18 protein-coding genes and 4 pseudogenes are annotated in these 15,201 nt (G+C 62.7%); 7 read left to right on the forward strand and 15 right to left on the reverse strand.

The genetic code is table 11. The features are described 5' to 3' along the window. Nucleotides 1-94: 94 nt before the first annotated feature. The 3 genes and pseudogenes from N7E02_RS29095 to N7E02_RS29105 all read left to right on the forward strand — a co-directional run bounded on the left by N7E02_RS29095 (nt 95) and on the right by N7E02_RS29105 (nt 3,253). A pseudogene (locus tag N7E02_RS29095) lies at nt 95-1,061 on the forward strand (quinone oxidoreductase family protein). Nucleotides 1,062-1,192: 131 nt separating this feature from the next. Further along, nucleotides 1,193-2,337, forward strand: a pseudogene (locus N7E02_RS29100) (alpha-hydroxy acid oxidase). A 22-nt stretch (nt 2,338-2,359) separates the two neighbouring features. Continuing rightward, the gene (locus tag N7E02_RS29105; protein WP_286581319.1) at nt 2,360-3,253 is read left to right on the forward strand and encodes a TIGR03571 family LLM class oxidoreductase; all 894 of its coding nucleotides are present in this window, start codon (nt 2,360-2,362) and stop codon (nt 3,251-3,253) included. 6 nt (nt 3,254-3,259) lie between these two features. Here N7E02_RS29105 and N7E02_RS29110 read toward each other — a convergent pair whose 3' ends face one another. After that, on the reverse strand, nt 3,260-4,021 hold the full coding sequence (locus N7E02_RS29110; RefSeq protein ID WP_286581320.1) for a hypothetical protein: 762 nt from the start codon (nt 4,019-4,021) through the stop codon (nt 3,260-3,262). Nucleotides 4,022-4,132: 111 nt separating this feature from the next. Here N7E02_RS29110 and N7E02_RS29115 point away from each other — a divergent pair, with 111 nt between their 5' ends. Next, nucleotides 4,133-4,321, forward strand: a complete 189-nt coding sequence (locus tag N7E02_RS29115) for a type II toxin-antitoxin system HicA family toxin (RefSeq protein WP_286581321.1) — start codon at nt 4,133-4,135, stop codon at nt 4,319-4,321. Between the two features lie 2 nt (nt 4,322-4,323). Beyond that, complete coding sequence (locus N7E02_RS29120) at nt 4,324-4,728, forward strand: type II toxin-antitoxin system HicB family antitoxin (RefSeq protein ID WP_286581322.1); 405 nt, start codon at nt 4,324-4,326, stop codon at nt 4,726-4,728. On the opposite strand, the gene N7E02_RS29125 is transcribed toward N7E02_RS29120, so the two are convergent. The 9 genes from N7E02_RS29125 to N7E02_RS29165 all read right to left on the reverse strand — a co-directional run bounded on the left by N7E02_RS29125 (nt 4,729) and on the right by N7E02_RS29165 (nt 9,422). Continuing rightward, complete coding sequence (locus tag N7E02_RS29125; RefSeq protein WP_286581323.1) at nt 4,729-5,490, reverse strand: metallophosphoesterase family protein; 762 nt, start codon at nt 5,488-5,490, stop codon at nt 4,729-4,731. After that, entirely contained in the window at nt 5,490-5,846 is a 357-nt protein-coding gene (gene uraH, locus N7E02_RS29130) for a hydroxyisourate hydrolase (RefSeq protein WP_286581324.1), read from the reverse strand. The genes N7E02_RS29125 and uraH overlap by 1 nt, the downstream gene beginning before the upstream one ends. Beyond that, nucleotides 5,843-6,337: an ureidoglycolate lyase gene (locus N7E02_RS29135; RefSeq protein WP_286584092.1), complete on the reverse strand. Its 495-nt coding sequence runs from the start codon at nt 6,335-6,337 to the stop codon at nt 5,843-5,845. Before N7E02_RS29135 ends, uraH begins: the two co-directional genes overlap by 4 nt. A gap of 14 nt (nt 6,338-6,351) precedes the next feature. Further along, a complete protein-coding gene (locus N7E02_RS29140) occupies nt 6,352-6,483 on the reverse strand; it encodes a hypothetical protein (RefSeq protein WP_286581325.1) in 132 nt (43 codons plus the stop codon). 1 nt (nt 6,484) lies between these two features. Further along, a complete protein-coding gene (locus tag N7E02_RS29145; RefSeq protein WP_286581326.1) occupies nt 6,485-6,724 on the reverse strand; it encodes a ribonuclease HepT family protein in 240 nt (79 codons plus the stop codon). 1 nt (nt 6,725) lies between these two features. Continuing rightward, nucleotides 6,726-7,223: a 2-oxo-4-hydroxy-4-carboxy-5-ureidoimidazoline decarboxylase gene (gene uraD, locus N7E02_RS29150; RefSeq protein ID WP_286581327.1), complete on the reverse strand. Its 498-nt coding sequence runs from the start codon at nt 7,221-7,223 to the stop codon at nt 6,726-6,728. Then, on the reverse strand, nt 7,220-8,164 hold the full coding sequence (puuE, locus tag N7E02_RS29155) for an allantoinase PuuE (RefSeq protein ID WP_286581328.1): 945 nt from the start codon (nt 8,162-8,164) through the stop codon (nt 7,220-7,222). Before puuE ends, uraD begins: the two co-directional genes overlap by 4 nt. A gap of 77 nt (nt 8,165-8,241) precedes the next feature. Then, nucleotides 8,242-8,454, reverse strand: a complete 213-nt coding sequence (locus tag N7E02_RS29160) for a hypothetical protein (protein ID WP_286581329.1) — start codon at nt 8,452-8,454, stop codon at nt 8,242-8,244. A 14-nt stretch (nt 8,455-8,468) separates the two neighbouring features. Continuing rightward, on the reverse strand, nt 8,469-9,422 hold the full coding sequence (locus tag N7E02_RS29165) for a homocysteine S-methyltransferase family protein (RefSeq protein WP_286581330.1): 954 nt from the start codon (nt 9,420-9,422) through the stop codon (nt 8,469-8,471). 158 nt (nt 9,423-9,580) lie between these two features. Between N7E02_RS29165 and N7E02_RS29170 the strand changes: the two genes are divergently transcribed. After that, a complete protein-coding gene (locus tag N7E02_RS29170) occupies nt 9,581-10,321 on the forward strand; it encodes a TetR/AcrR family transcriptional regulator (protein WP_286581331.1) in 741 nt (246 codons plus the stop codon). A 36-nt stretch (nt 10,322-10,357) separates the two neighbouring features. On the opposite strand, the gene N7E02_RS29175 is transcribed toward N7E02_RS29170, so the two are convergent. The 5 genes and pseudogenes from N7E02_RS29175 to N7E02_RS29195 form a co-directional block, all read right to left on the reverse strand. After that, on the reverse strand, nt 10,358-10,660 hold the full coding sequence (locus N7E02_RS29175; protein WP_286581332.1) for a branched-chain amino acid transport AzlD family protein: 303 nt from the start codon (nt 10,658-10,660) through the stop codon (nt 10,358-10,360). Beyond that, nucleotides 10,657-11,336, reverse strand: a pseudogene (locus N7E02_RS29180) (AzlC family ABC transporter permease). Before N7E02_RS29180 ends, N7E02_RS29175 begins: the two are co-directional and overlap by 4 nt. Nucleotides 11,337-11,475: 139 nt before the next feature. Continuing rightward, entirely contained in the window at nt 11,476-12,333 is an 858-nt protein-coding gene (locus N7E02_RS29185) for an AraC family transcriptional regulator (protein ID WP_286584094.1), read from the reverse strand. 65 nt (nt 12,334-12,398) lie between these two features. Further along, nucleotides 12,399-13,107: pseudogene (locus N7E02_RS29190) on the reverse strand (DUF1045 domain-containing protein). A gap of 126 nt (nt 13,108-13,233) precedes the next feature. Continuing rightward, nucleotides 13,234-14,433: an NAD(P)/FAD-dependent oxidoreductase gene (locus N7E02_RS29195; RefSeq protein WP_286584096.1), complete on the reverse strand. Its 1,200-nt coding sequence runs from the start codon at nt 14,431-14,433 to the stop codon at nt 13,234-13,236. On the opposite strand from N7E02_RS29195, the gene mnmC2 reads away from it, so the two are divergent. After that, nucleotides 14,432-15,193, forward strand: coding sequence for a tRNA (5-methylaminomethyl-2-thiouridine)(34)-methyltransferase MnmC2 (gene mnmC2 / locus N7E02_RS29200; RefSeq protein WP_286581333.1), 762 nt, complete (start codon nt 14,432-14,434; stop codon nt 15,191-15,193). The two genes, N7E02_RS29195 and mnmC2, sit on opposite strands and share 2 nt — an antisense overlap. The last annotated feature ends 8 nt before the right edge of the window (nt 15,194-15,201 follow it).

Consider the following 15,201-nt stretch of genomic DNA (forward strand, 5'->3'; position numbering starts at 1 on the left):
TTCAACCAAACACTGCCAGCAACGTGATGCTAGCCTAGGAATTCAGGCTAGCCGCAGCTATGCGGGACAAAGCTGGTTTTACCGGAGGCAAATGATGGCGGATATCGAAATAAGTCTCTCATCGTCCGGCGGCACGGAAAAGCTGATATGTCGCGACCTGCCGAAACTGCAGCCCGGCTCCGGTGAAATTCTTCTGCGCCAATCGGCCATCGGTGTAAACTACGTCGATCTCTACCACCGGACCGGAACATATGCCCTCCTCCTATCCGGCCGTAATCGGTGTCGAGGCGGCGGGCTTCGTCGAGGCGGTGGGCGACGGGGTACATGGGCTTAAGGTGGGAGATCGCGTCGCCTATGCCGCGTCCCTCGGCGCCTATGCCTCAGTTCGTATCCTACCGGCGCAGAAGGCCGTCCTTCTTCCTGACGATGTCTCCTTCGAAGTCGCGGCATCATCGCTTCTGAAGGGCATGACCACATATATGCTGCTGCACAAGACCTACGCTGTGAAGGCCAAAAGCCTGATACTGGTACATGCGGCAGCGGGAGGATTGGGTGCCATCCTCGTGAAATGGGCAAAACAGATCGGTGCCGACGTCATCGGGACCGTTGGCTCGCCTGCCAAGGCGGATCTCGCCAAAAGCTATGGCGCAGACCATCTCATCGTCGGGCGGGACGCGGACGTTGTTGCGGAAGTGAAGGCTCTGACCTCCGGCAAAGGTGTGGACGTGGCCTATGATGGCATCGGAGGAGATATGCTGGCCCGCACGATCGCCTGCGTCCGCCCGTTTGGAACCATCGCCTCGATCGGTCAGGCGGCCGGACCGATACCGCCCGTTCCGATCGAAATACTGCGCCCCGGCAAGTCGCTGACACTGCCGACCATCATGGCCTATTCTGCAGACGAGGCGAATTATCGCGAGGCCGCCGAACAGGCGATCAAGGCAATGCAACGCGGCATTTCCTCAACGATCGCGGGGGAGTTCTCCCTGACCGATGCGGCCGCCGCGCATACCCTGCTTGAAAGCGGCAACGCAGCCGGCAGCCTCATTCTCGTCCCTTGACCTGCCCCAAGCAGCCGATGGCAATGAACCGATCGGTCTTCGGCCGGTTAAATTGAACGGCAAACATTCCGCTGGCAGATGCGCTCTGATGTGCTAGTCGTCTAACTTCATTTTTGGAGGAAGATGACCGCATGTCGAAGCCATATACCATTGCAGATCTGAAGACGCTTGCCCGTCGTCGCGTGCCAAGAATGTTCTTCGACTATGCAGACAGCGGCGCCTGGACCGAAGGCACCTACAGGGCCAACGAAGAGGATTTCGCCAAGGTGAAGCTGCGCCAGCGTGTGCTGGTCGACATGACGAACCGTTCGCTCGCAACGACGATGGTGGGTGAGACAGCCGCGATGCCGGTGGCCCTTGCGCCGACCGGCATGACCGGTATGCAGCATGCCGATGGCGAGATGCTGGCCGCCAAGGCGGCAGAGGAATTCGGCGTCCCCTTCACCCTATCGACCATGAGTATCTGCTCGATCGAGGACGTGCGCTCGGTGACCACGAAACCTTTCTGGTTCCAGCTCTACGTGCTCAAGGACCGCGGCTTCATCGAGCGGCTGATCGACCGCGCCAAGGCGGCCAATTGCTCGGCGCTGGTCGTGACCGCCGACCTGCAGATTCTCGGTCAGCGCCACAAGGATCTGCGCAACGGCCTTTCCGCTCCACCGAAATGGACGCTGAACACCGCCATGCAGCTTGCCACCAAGCCGCAATGGTGCCTGGAAATGCTGCAGACCAAGCGTCGTGGCTTCGGCAATATCGTCGGCCACGCCACTAATGTGTCCGACCTCTCGTCGCTGTCGGCGTGGACGGCCGAACAGTTCGACCCACGGCTTTCATGGGACGACATCCGCTGGATCAAGGATCTGTGGGGCGGCAAGCTGATCATCAAGGGCATACTGGACGAGGAAGACGCCCGCGCCGCGGCCGATACCGGCGCCGACGCGATCATCGTCTCCAATCATGGCGGCCGACAGCTGGACGGCGCCCCTCCTCGATCTCGATGCTGCCGAAGATTGTCGATGCGGTGGGCGACCGGATCGAGGTCCATTTCGACGGCGGGATCCGCTCAGGCCAGGACGTGCTGAAAGCCGTGGCGCTCGGCGCCAAGGGCACCTATATCGGCCGCCCCTTCCTCTACGGCCTCGGCGCGCTGGGCAAACCGGGCGTGACATTGGCGCTCGAGATCATCCGCAAGGAGATGGACATCACCATGGCACTTTGCGGCAAGCGGGACATTCAGGATTGCGGCCGCAACATCATCGCCAGCGCGCAGTTCTGACGGCATACGGATTACGGGTCGGATGCTGTTTCAAGCCGGAAAGCTGACGGTCGGGATCGTCCTGCCCATCCAGTCGCGGGACGGTGGACGGGACATCGATTTCGGCCTGCAGCTGGAACTGGCGGCGCGCGCCGACGCGCTCGGCTTCTCGGCGCTCTGGGTTCGCGACGTACCACTGAACAGCGCCTCCTATCCCGATCCCGTCGGTCATTCCGATCCCTGGGTGCTGCTCGGCGCGCTTTCGGCCTCCACCCGCTCGATCACCCTGGCGACGGGTGCCATCGTGTTGCCTCTGCGCCATCCGCTGCATATCGCCAAGGCGGCGCTCTCGATGGACGCGCTGTCGTCCGGGCGTTTCCTGCTTGGTCTCGGCTCGGGAGACCGCCCCTCGGAATTTGCCGCCTTCGGTCGCAATGTCGAAGAGCGGCGTGAACTGTTTCGCGGCCATTGGGTGGAGCTGGCATCTGCCCTGGGCGGACAGGTGAATGGCGGGACCGATTTCGAAATCAGGCCGCGCAGCGGACGGCAACTGCCTCTCGTGGCGGTTGGATCGTCCTCGCAGTCTCTGGAATGGATCGCCCGCAACGCCGCGGCCTGGATGACCTATCACCGTCCGCTTGCCGCGCAGAAGGATCGCATTGCCTTGTGGCACAATGCCGTCGCTCGCTCGACCACCGAGTTTCGTGGACTCGGTCAGGCCATGGCACTCGAACTTGTAGACACGACCAGCGATAGCATCGAGGAGATCAATCTCGGATATCGCACCGGCCCGGACGGGCTATACCGGGCGTTGACGGACATGCGAGATCTCGGTGTGCATCACGTGGCGCTCGATCTTGCGGTCGATCGCCACAAGGCACTGTCCGATCTCGACATCATTGCTCGCGATGTACTGCCTCGGCTGGCTTCAGGCTAAGACGCCTCAGCCACACCACCCGCCCCTGCCCTGGCCGGGGCGCTTGGCCAGTCCCTCATTGACCAGAACGTCGGCCAGTGAGCGACCGTTGCGAGTGACGTCGCGCAGCTTGTGGCCCTCGACTTCCGCGTCATCGCCCTGCCATGACACCAGATCGAACGGGCCGGAATCGAGGAAGGCGCGCACGCGAAGTTTCGCGTCGCTGGCCTTGATGCGTTCTGCCTCGCAACGGGGCTTCTTGATATCCGGCACCTCGACGCCCACGAGCCGGATCTTCTCGCCATGGAAGACGAAGCGATCTGCCGAGACGACGCAGTCGTCCTGCTTGGCAGTGCCGCAGAGAAAGAATTTCGCCTCGTAGGAACCGGCGAGCCTGTCGCCGCTGCCTGCGGCAGGCTCCGAACGGGCGACGTCCAGCCCGGGCTTGCCGACCGGTGCCGGCGGAATGATCGCCGCCGTCTGCGTACGGTCGGGCGCACCGACGGGACGCGGTGGTATAGGGCCGGTATTGCGTGATGCCGTCGACGAATGCGGGTGGGACGGCGCTGGCTTCTCGCGCGCCTCTTCCCGCGTCGCCGTGCGCACCGGCTTGTCCTGCGTCAGGCTGGCGACGAAGCGGCGCGCGGGCGCAAAATTGTCATAGACCGCAATACCGCCGCCGATCACGACGAGTGCTGCCACCCACGGCCAGAACGACGATCCCGACCGGGCCGACGAACGCTTGGTGCTCTTGCGTCTCGATCCTGATTTTGCGCGGGACTGGGCCATGGAATCATCTCCTGTCAGATCGGACTGGAGTATCGCGGCCAAGCCTTGCCGAATGGTTTCCATAGAAACCGACCACTTGATGTTATGTATAGATGTGTATAAATTTAAATCATGAAGAGCGGCGATGTGATTGCGCGGCTGCGCGGGGATGGATGGTTCGAGGTGGCCCAGAGGGGCAGCCATATTCAATTCAAGCATCCGACAAAGCCCGGACGGGTGACGGTGCCCCATCCAAAGCGCGACATCCCGATCGGCACGCTTCGAAGCATCGAGAAGCAGGCCGGGCTGAAACTGAGGTGAGCATGAGCAACTATATCGGTCTTATCCACAAGGACGCCGACAGCGATTACGGTGTCTCCTTCCCAGATTTCCCTGGCATCGTGACTGCCGGTACGACTCTCGACGAGGCGCGTCAGATGGCCGAGGAGGCCCTTGCCTTCCATGTCGACGGAATGATCGAAGACGGAGATGCCGTTCCCGAACCATCCAGCCTCGAAAACGTCATGGCCGATGAGACTAACCGGGATGGCGTTGCCATACTCGTCACGTTGAAGACCCAGACCACGAAGGTGGTTCGCGTCAACATCACGCTGCCGGAAGATGTGCTGCAGACGATCGATGCTTATGCAGAAGCCAATGGCCTTTCACGCTCCGGATTTCTGGCCCGGGCTGCCCGGCATGAGATCAAGCGCAGCAGCGCGGCCTAGTCACGAAACCCGCCCTGTCGCCAAGGCACTAGCCCAGTCCGCGCGGCCGTTCCCGGCGGCAAGGCGTGACATCGCCATGTGATCGTAGGATACGGTGTGGAATGTTGGCGCCCAGCCGGCCGCGGTCTTCTCGATGACCGCGTAGGAGGCAAGGGCATGGCCGGTCTCGACCTTATGATAGAACGGCGCGTCATCGTCATAGGCGGGCTGGCCGACACTGCCGGGATTGACGATCAAGCGGCCGTCGACAAGCGCCACCATGCGCGGGATATGGCTGTGGCCGCAGAGGATCAGCGACTGGTCGATGCCTTCGGCGAGCGCCTCGATCTCGTCCTGCGGGCGGAGCGTCACATGACCTTCAGGCGACACGGTTTCCAGCCAGTAGAGATTGTCGTCCTTCGGCGTCGCATGGCAGAGAAACACTTCTTCGCGCCAGACCATGCTGAAGGGCAGCTTGCGCAGCCAGTCGAAATGCCGGGGCGCCATCTGGCGGTGGGCATGGGCGTCCGAGAGCGCGCCGAGGGCATGCAATTGGTCGGCGGTTTTTTCGAGCAGGTATCGATCGTGGTTGCCGCGCACCGTCTTCGTACCGGTCATGTCGAGCAACAGCAGGAGATCGCCGGTGCGATCGGCCTCCAGCGGCCCACTGAAACAGTCGCCGAGATTGACGATGTCGCGGATGCCGAGTGCGGCGACATCATCCAGCACGGCCTGCAGCGCCGCGCAATTCCCGTGGATGTCGGCGATCGCGGCGAAACGCATCAGCTGCCCCGATAGGTGGAATAGCCGTAAGGCGAGACCAGCAGCGGCACATGATAATGCGCCGTCGTATCGGAGATGCCGAAGCGGATCGGGATAATGTCGAGGAAGGCCGGATCGGTCAGCGGGACACTCCCGCTGCGGAGATAGTCGCCCGCATGGAAGACGAGTTCGTAGGTGCCGGCAACGAAGCTGGCATCGATCAGGATCGGCCCGCCATCGACGCGGCCGTCCGCGTTGGTCGTCACCGACCTGATCTTCTGTCTCACATCGCCTTCGATCCGGTAGAGATCGATGACCATACCGGCTGCAGGCGTGCCGTTTGCCGTATCGAGGACATGGGTTGTCAGGCCGGTCATAAGGCAGGCTCCGCGATGAGGTATGGCATGTTGAAGGTGAATTCTTCCAGGTTGGCACCGGTATTGTCGCGGTCGACGACGAGGAAGTCGCTGACCTCCCCCAGCGCCATCAGCGGATGATGCCAGGTATTGGCGAAATAGTTCACACCCTGATCGGCCCGGGCAAGAAAGATCTGCGGCCGCCCCGGCCGTCCGCCTTCATCCGCCGAGACGCCGACAAGGAAGGGTCGGCCGGAGAGTGGCACGAAACTCTGGCTGCCATACGGATGGCGCTCCATCATGCCGACGGAATAGGGAAACTGCCTCGGCTGGCCGCGAAAAATGTTGAAGATCAGGCGGTCTCCGATGCCGACAGGTGCTGCGAGCCCGTGATAGCGCTCGGTCGTGCCGCTGTTGATCAGCCGCATGGTCGAGGGATCGGCTTCGATCACCTCGCCATAGGGCGCGAAGGCGGATCTGGTAAGGGGCAGGATTTCGAGGATTTCGGTCACGGCGGGCCTTTGGTTCATTCGCCTTGTGCATGCCAGTTGCGCAGTTCCGCAATCTGGTTTGCCAGGCTTTTCATGGAATTCTGTGTCGCAAGCCAGATTTCTTCCGGCCGAAGCTGCGAAAACTCGCCGAGGATATGGTCCCGCATTTCACGCGTAGCCGTCCAAGGGAGTTGGGGATGGTCGGTCGCGAGATCCGGGATGGTGCTCCATCAGATCGGCAGCGGCCTGGCCGGCAAGAAAATGACAGAAAGCGACCGCATTGAACGTCACCTTGCTCTCGACAAATGCCGCCTCGTCCATTCCCTCGACCATCCGAAGCGCATCGGTCGCCGATCGCTCCATGATCTCCAGGTAGTCAATGGCGCTGCGTTGTTTCGGATCCTGCATCTCACCGCTCCGGCAGAAGCGTCAGCAGCCGCAGCAGCGCGATCCGCTCCACCTGGGCGCAGGCGGTGGCGAATTCCGCCTCGGCGCTGTTGCCGACGCGGGCCTCGAAGGCGGCTAGGATGTCTTGCCTGTCGAGGCCCTTGACCGCGATGATGAAGGGAAAGCCGAATTTTTGCGTATAGGCAGCGTTGAGTTCGGTAAACCGGGCATGTTCTGCGGGGCTGAGCCGGTCGAGGCCGGCGCCGGCCTGTTCCAGCCGGCTGTCTTCCGTCAGTTCGCCGGCGATCGCGAGCTTGCCGGCGAGATCCGGATGGGCGCGCAGAACGCCCAGCCGCTCCTCCGGGCTCGCCTTGCGGAATTCGCCGACCATGGCGGCATGCACGCCTTTGGCCGTCAGCGGCACGAAGATCAGCCCACCGTCATAGGCACGCTCGGCGATGAAGGGCGAGTGCTCGAACACGCCGCCAAAGGCTGAGATAAAATCCCCGCGCGCCGTCATGGTGTCACCTTAGGCCAGTTGGCGGGCTTATGATGCGCGTGCCAGTGCCTGGCGATCTCGATGCGCTGCGGCACCCAGACCTTGTCGTGGGAAAGCACATACTCCATGAAGCGGCGCAGCGCCGCGATACGGCCGGGGCGGCCGACGAGGCGGCAATGCAGGCCGACCGACATCATCTTCGCGCTGCCCTCCTGCCCCTCGCGATAGAGCGTGTCGAACGCGTCCTTTAAATAGGTGAAAAACTGGTCGCCTGCATTAAAACCCTGCGGCGTGGCGAAGCGCATGTCGTTGGTTTCGAGCGTATAGGGAATGATGAGGAATGGCTTGCAGTCCAGACCCATCACCCAATAGGGCAGGTCGTCGGCATAACTGTCGGAGGAGTAAAGAAAACCGCCCTCCTCCATCACGAGCTTCAACGTGTTGTCGGATGGTTTCCCCTGGTACATTCCATAGGGCCGCTCGCCGACGAGTTCGGTGTGGAGACGAACCGCTTCGAGGATGTGCTCACGTTCCTTCTCAAGCGGAAAATCCTTGTATTCCAGCCAGCGATAGCCGTGGCTGGCGACTTCCCAACCGGCCTCCTTCATCGCCGCGACCGCTTCCGGATTGCGGGCCATGGCGAGCGTGACGCCATAGACGGTACACTGCATCTTCAGCTCGGTGAACAGCCGGAACAGCCGCCAGAAGCCGGCGCGCGAGCCATATTCGTAGATCGACTCCATATTGAGGTTGCGCTGGCCCGGCCATGGCGCGGCACCGACGATTTCCGACAGAAGGTTTTCCGAGGCCGGGTCGCCATCAAGGATCGAGCTTTCGCCACCCTCCTCGTAATTGATGACGAACTGCACGGCGACATTGGCGCCGCCCGGCCATTTCGGATCGGGAATATTGCGGCCGTAGCCGACAAGATCGCGCGGATAGTCCCTTATGGTTATCGGCATTCTTCCACCTCTGGCATCTGCGGCGACGGTAGCGCACCGCTTCCGCAGATGTCGAGATGCAAACTTGCGCGCGTCGATCAGTCGAAGCGATCGTCGCGCGGCCGGCGATAGACCCCGTCGCCGAGGCCGATATCGCGCAGCATGTGGTCGTCGAGTTCGAGACCGGAAGCGAACGGCAGACGGCCCGAAGGCACGATTAGCACCTCGTCTCCGCCCTGCCTGTCGCGATAGCCGACCGCAAGCGCCGAAAACGCCATCGACAGAACGGATGACAATGAGAATATGGACATGATGGCCTCCTCCCCTATTCGGCCGCAGCACGCGGCATGCAAGCCTCGCAGATGGCCGCGACATGGCGGTGATCGGTACCGCAGCAGCCGCCGAGCACCCGCATCGACGGATTGCGTGTCGTCAGCCTCGCGTAGCGCCGGCTGAGATCCTGCGGATCGCCAATGTCGATCTCGGTCGATTCATCGAGCTCCGCATGGCTTTTCGCAGAAGCGTTGGCACGAATGCCGCCGATTCTCCGCAGCCATTCGGCGTTGCCGCCGAGTGCGTGGTCGAAATGGCTCGGATGCGCGCAGTTGACCATGTAATAGGCCGCGGCCGACCCGGTCATGGCGTCCGTGGTCTCGATCGCCTCCTCAAGCGACATGCCGTCGGCGAGCCTGCCATCCGTCTCGACCGTGAACGAGATCACGACGGGCAGCCCCACAACCTTTGCCGCCCGGATGATGCCGATCGCCTCCTCGGTCGTGTTGAGGGTCACCCCCGTCACCATGTCGAGTTCGGTCTCGGCAAAGGCGCCGATCTGGTGGGCGTGATAATCCTCCGCCTTGGCGGCACTCATCCGGCCCCGCTGGTAGGCATCGCCGCGTGGACCGATCGCCCCATTCAACAGGATGCGCGTGCCGGGCTTCTGCCATGCGCGCCGCAGGTCGGCGACATATTCGACCGAGCGGATGTTGAGCGCGCGCAGGGCGGCGAGATCGTAGCCGAGCTTTGCAGCCCAGTCCGGATTGGCTCGCCATGTCGGCGTATCGAGAATGAAGCCGCGGCCGTGACTGCGCGCTATCGCGAGATAGGGCTCGTAATAGGCGGTCAGTTCGGCCCTCCCCATCGCATCGTCCAGCAAGGGAAAGGATGCGAAATGCGGCAGGTCAAGGCCGCGTTGGAAGATCAGCGTGGTCTCCAGCCCGCCATCGGTCAGAAATATCTCCTCCCCGAGATGCGGCAGGCTCTGGCGATCGTTTTTCATCGTCATCTCCTGTGATACTATGGTGCAGGCGCAGCGCGGGCACTTCCGCAGGCTGCGATCTGCCCCAGTGTTTTGCGCCAGATGGGGGCCTTGATCTACGCGGCCTGCGGTACAGCCCGGACAGTTTTCGAAAAGGCGAAATCATTCAGGGGGATGGCATGTCCCAGAAGACAGAGGCATTGACCGGGAGCGGCCGAGGTGACGGCAAAACCGTACCGCCGGTGCAGTTTTCCCATGTCCAGGCCCAAATCGGCGCTCCTGTTCGCGCGCCGAGCAAGGGCGAAGCGACCCGCGAGCGCATCCTCGAAGTGGCGCAGATATCGGTGCTTTCCAAGGGGTTCGGCGCGACGTCAATCGAAGAGGTGATCGCCGAGGCAGGCATTACCAAGAGCGGGTTCTTCTATCATTTCCGCGACAAGAACGAGCTTGCCCGCGAGATGCTGCGCCGCTACGTCGCCGAGAACGACCGCATCTTCGATGACCTGTTCGACCGCGGCCGCGAGTTGGCCGATGATCCGCTGCAGGCCTTCCTGATCGGCTTGAAGCTCCTGTCGGAACTCGCGCGCGATCTGCCGGGCGTTCATCCCGGCTGCATCGTCGCCTCGATCTGCTATCAGGAACGACTTTTCGACCGAGAGGTCCATGCGCTGAACGCCAACTCGGTATCATCATGGAACAGCCGCTTCCTCGGTTATCTGGAAGAAATCGCCGCCGCCCATCCGCCACAGGAACCGGTTGACCTTAAGGATCTGGCCAACATGCTGTCCTGCACCTTCGACGGCGCCATCATCATGTCCAAAGTGCTCAACGACCCGACGCAGCTGGAGCGGCAGATCCTGAGCTATCGGACGTATATCAAGCTTCTATTCGGCCAGCCGATAAACGACCGCGCGGCATGAAAGCCGGCGATCGACGCGAGCCGAGCGCGTCATGCTTTAGAGGCCTACGGCCCGCAGGAACGCCACGCAGGCCACCCCGAGACTGACAGCAGCGAGCATGGGGAAGCGGAATGCAGCGAACGCGGTGACAAGGCAAGCGATCGTTTCGGCAATGCCGGTCGCAAAGGCGGTGGGCGCGACGACCGCCATCAGGACGGCCGGCGGGATCGCCTCGAGCGCCGCACGCCGTGAACCTTCGAGCGAGACGTGACGGAGAAGGAATAATCCGCTCAGCCGGGTGAGCATGGTTGCGGCAGCCATCGCCAGGATGGCAAGAAGGCTTGAGAGTTCGATGGTCATTGTTCGAGGAGCCTTTCTTTACGCGCGGCGGCAACAAGCGCGGCGGCAAGACCGGCCAGCGCTCCGGCGGCGATGTACCAGACGCCGGGAACGAAATGCTGCACGAGGACCGCAGCGACTGCACTGGCGGTCAGGACTGCGCCGGTATCCGCCCCTTTCCAGAAGCCCATGACCAGCACGATGAAGACGGCCGGGAAGGCGAAATCCAGGCCGATCACCACCGGATCGCCGAGCAAGGCGCCGAGTATCGCCCCGGCAAGGCTGGAAAGCACCCAGGCGAGATAGAACGGCGCAGCTAGGCCAAAAACCAATAGGGCGTCAGCCTTGCGACACGCGCCCGGAACTCGGCCATGGCCCAGATCTCGTCTGCCAGGAAGAGCATCGAGAGGGCGCGGGCGCGTGGCGAGAAGGCCTGCATTTTCGCGGCGAGCGATGCGCTCATCAGCACGTGGCGGACATTGACCAGCAGCGCCGCCAGACCGAGGCTCGCCCAGACCGCGGGATGGGTCCAGATATCCATCGCCACGAATTGAGACCCGCCGGCAAAAACCAGCGCGCTCATCAATCCGGTCTCGGCGGTCGAAAGTCCCTTGGTGGCTGCGACGGTTCCGAAGACGAGGCCGATCGGAATGACGGCGGCAAGGAGCGGCGAGATGGATCGCATGCCGCCCAGCATTTCCTGCAGACGAGTGGTGTCGGTCACGTTGAAGAATTCTCCGGTTTCGCGGGCCGTGGTAGCGGCACCGGTCGGCAGGGTCTTGAAGAAAAGTGACCAAAGGCAGGACAACATGGGCGAAGGTTGCAACTGTAATCAATCAACCGGCGCGATATTGCCCCGGCGTCAACCCGGTGCGTGCCTTGAAATGCCGGGTGAAATGCGCCTGGTCGGCAAAGCCGCATTCGAAGGCGATAGTCGCGGGCTGGCGACCTTCCCGCAGACTACGACGCGCTTCACGGATCCGGATATCGGTGAGAAAGGAATGCGGCGTGATGTGAAATTCCCGCCCGAAGGCACGGATGAGATGGGCGCGACTGAGGCCAGCCACGGCCGCGAGTTCTTCCAGCCCGATATCCGACGCGTAGTGTTCGATCAGATAGTCTCGCGCTCGATGGACGGCACCCTTCTCGGCCGTATCCGTCGGCACGATGATGGCGCTGCCGTGGCGGTAGAACAGGGCTCCGAGCACCTGGAACATCGCCTGACTGGTTTCCAGCGCGCCCGCACCGCTCTCCAGTGTCAAATGCGCCCGGTGGAACGCGGCGGCCAGCGTCTCGTCGCGCAGCACCTGCCGGCCGAAGGCGGGCGTGCCTTTGACCGGCTTGCCGGTGGCGTCCTCGAGGATTTCGCGGAGCAGGGACAGGTCCGGATAGATCATGCGGTAGCGATATCCGCCATCGCGCGGTGCGCCGTCGTGGATCTCGCCGGGGTTCATCAGGTAGATGTCGCCTGGCCCCGCAGTTCCCCGCTCGCCGCGGATGGTGACGACCTGCGAGCCTTTCTCGATCGTGCCGATGCTGAACGTATCATGCGCGTGGGGAGCGAATTCATGGGTGAGGAATGTTGCCGCTAGGCATTCCATTCCGCCGAAACGGCTGTCGCGCCAGAAGCGGGTCTTCTCCGCCTCCGCCAGAGGCATGTAGTCGGTCGCCCGTTCCTGCGAGATATTGTCCATGCCCATCGCATAGCATTTTCCGCCGGGCGATTCTTGAACAAAAGTGATGCCTGCGCGGTCTCGGCTCAGGCGATCTTGCGGGCCGCGACGCGGCCCATCGGGTGCAGCGAATGGACCTGCAGCGGAGCGCCCGGCTCTTCCTCGACGAAAAGAGCGAGATTGGCGATCTCGACCGGCTTCATCAGATAGGGCGCGAAATACTCTCTGAGAGCCAGCTCGAACCGGCGGACGTCGCTTGGCGCCAGCGGACCGGTCAGCGACATGTGGAAGCGGAACTCGTCCATCACGTAGGGATGGCCCCAGCGATAGAGATTGGCGAATTGCGAGGCCGAGAGATCATGGTTGTCACTGCGTTCCATCTCCGAGATCCGAGATCGGGGCGCGGAAGGCGTCGAATTCCTGCACGACGGAGCAGGCGAAGTGGCGCATATGCTCGCAGGGCCTTTCCGGCATGAGGCCGAAGAAGGTGCCGAGCCGGCCGACTTCCAGATGGGGAAGCTGAAAGGGCTCATGCGCGCCGGCAAAGCGCATCAAGTGCCTGAGCAGCATAGACTCGTTGATCTCGGGCGCGAGCCGGAACGGCGCCTTGAGCGTCGCGTGGAAACCGCTGCGGCGCGGGATGGCTGTATTGAAGGCGATGTCGTGCAGGCCGATGTCGCGCACGGCCGGCGGTTCGACCATGTCGCCGGAGAACGCGTTGCGCCCGAGCCACTGCGACGCGGCAAGCGTCAGCGGGTCATGAGCCGGCGGCGTGAAATAGATTGCATAGCGCATGCGTCACCTTCTCGTGCATCCCTGTCAACGCCCTGTTTGATTACGCATGTGCTTAATCAGCCCGTGATGAGGCAACTAAGTGATTTGCGTGACAGATTAACGACGGAAGACGCGAAGAATTCGCGTTTAACGAGCAGCCACGGAAAAATGGTTTTCGAGTATAAATGACGGTGGAAGCCGCATTTCCTTGCCAAGCACTCCGGCCAGAGCCGCATCCGCAAGTTGATGGGCCACGCCGAAACTCACCTTGAAGCCGCCCGTCAGCGCGATCACTTGGCGGTGATCCGGATGTGGGCCGACCATCGGGTCGCGGCCGATGGCCTTCGGGCGCAATCCTGCCCAGCGCTCGACGAGTTGCGCATCCTGCAAGGACGGTACGAGCGCCCTTGCCCGTTCGACGAGGTCATCAAGCTTTGCATCGGTGGAGAACGGTGCATCGAAGCTCTCCTCGCTGGTGCTGCCGATTGCCACATGACCGTCTTCGTGGGGAACGACATAGAGACCGTTGAGGAAGAGCAGCGGCCATTCGGGATCGATATCGGCCTTCAGCAGCACCGCCTGCCCCTTCACCGGCTGGCCGATCGGCTGCGGCCGCGGCGGGGATATGCCCTCGATCAGAGGAAACGAGTGATGGCCGGCGGCAACGATGCAGTGTCCGAAGGCGATGGATGAGCCGTTGGCGAAGACAACACTGTTGCTCGCGGTATCGATGCGCGACGCTTCGAGGCCTTCGACGACGGTGACGTGGCGGGCGTTTTTGAGACTGGTCGCCAGCACCGCCGTCAGTCTACGGGGCGAGACGCGGGCGGCAAAAGTGTCATGCACGATACCGGCCTCAGTGAAGCCCGCATCCGGCCAGCCGACATGAGGTGCCGCATCCAGCACCTGCCAGCGGAAATCACGACCGCCGGCCTTCCAGTTCGCTTCGACATCCTGCGAGTGGCGGAGCGCAATGTCCCTGAGATGCGGTTTCGGCAGCGGGATCAGACGGCCGGAGCGGCGGTAGCCGCAGGTGAGCCCTGTCTCCGCCTCGATCCGCTGCACCTCGTCTTCGAGAGCCAGAAGCGCATCGAACTGAAACTGCTTCTTGTCGTTCCACTTGTCCGGCGTATGCGACATCAGCGCGCCGAGCAGGCCGCCGCTCGCCCCCTGCCCTAAGCGGCCGGCATCCACGAGCACGGTGCGGATGCCGAGGCGCTCGGCCTTGACCGCCGCCCAGAGCCCCATGATGCCGCCGCCGAGGATGACGAGATCGGCAGAGGCCGGCAGATCGCTCGGGCTGCCAGATTGACCATCGGAGCCGGCCGGATTATCCGCTTGTCCCATGAGCACGCACGATCCCGAATTTGATACACGACAAGGCCACCAGCCCGAGACGCAGACGCTGGACTGGCATGACGGCGATATGCCGTATTCGCACGAATTTGGCGATCACTTTTATTGCCGCACAGACGGCCGGCTGGAATGTGGCCATGTGTTTCTCGCCGGCAACAGCCTGCCGGATCGCTGGCAGGCAATGTCTCCGGATGGAGACCGCTTTCGCATCGGCGAACTCGGCTTCGGCACCGGGCTGAATTTCTGCGAGACCTGGCGGCAATGGACGCTTGCCCGCAAGCCGGGCACGCACCTGCATTTCACCTCCTTCGAACTCTACCCGATGAAGGGTGACGAGATCGACCGGGCCCTTGCCCGCTGGCCGGAGATCGACGCGGAGCGCAAGGCGCTGGTCGCGGCCTGGCCGGAAAGCCCGCAAGGCCATGTGACGATCGACCTGGATGCACAGACACAACTGACCGTCGTCTGCGGTCCGGCGCTTGAAGGCGTCACGGCGGCGGAACCGGATTTCGATGCCTGGTTCCTCGATGGCTTTGCCCCATCCCGCAATCCCGGCATGTGGTCGCCGGAACTGATGCAGGCGCTGTTCGACAGGACGAAACCCGGCGGCACATTCGGCACCTATGCGGCGGCCGGCTTTGTCCGCCGCAACCTCGCAGGCGCAGGCTTCGCCGTCGAGCGCCGACCGGGCTTTGCCGGCAAGCGAGAGATGCTGTGCGGGGCGAAGCCCGAGGCAGCTTTATCCGCCTGATCACAGGG

It is taken from the genome of Terrirhizobium terrae (assembly GCF_030323265.1).
GTDB lineage: Bacteria > Pseudomonadota > Alphaproteobacteria > Rhizobiales > Rhizobiaceae > Neorhizobium.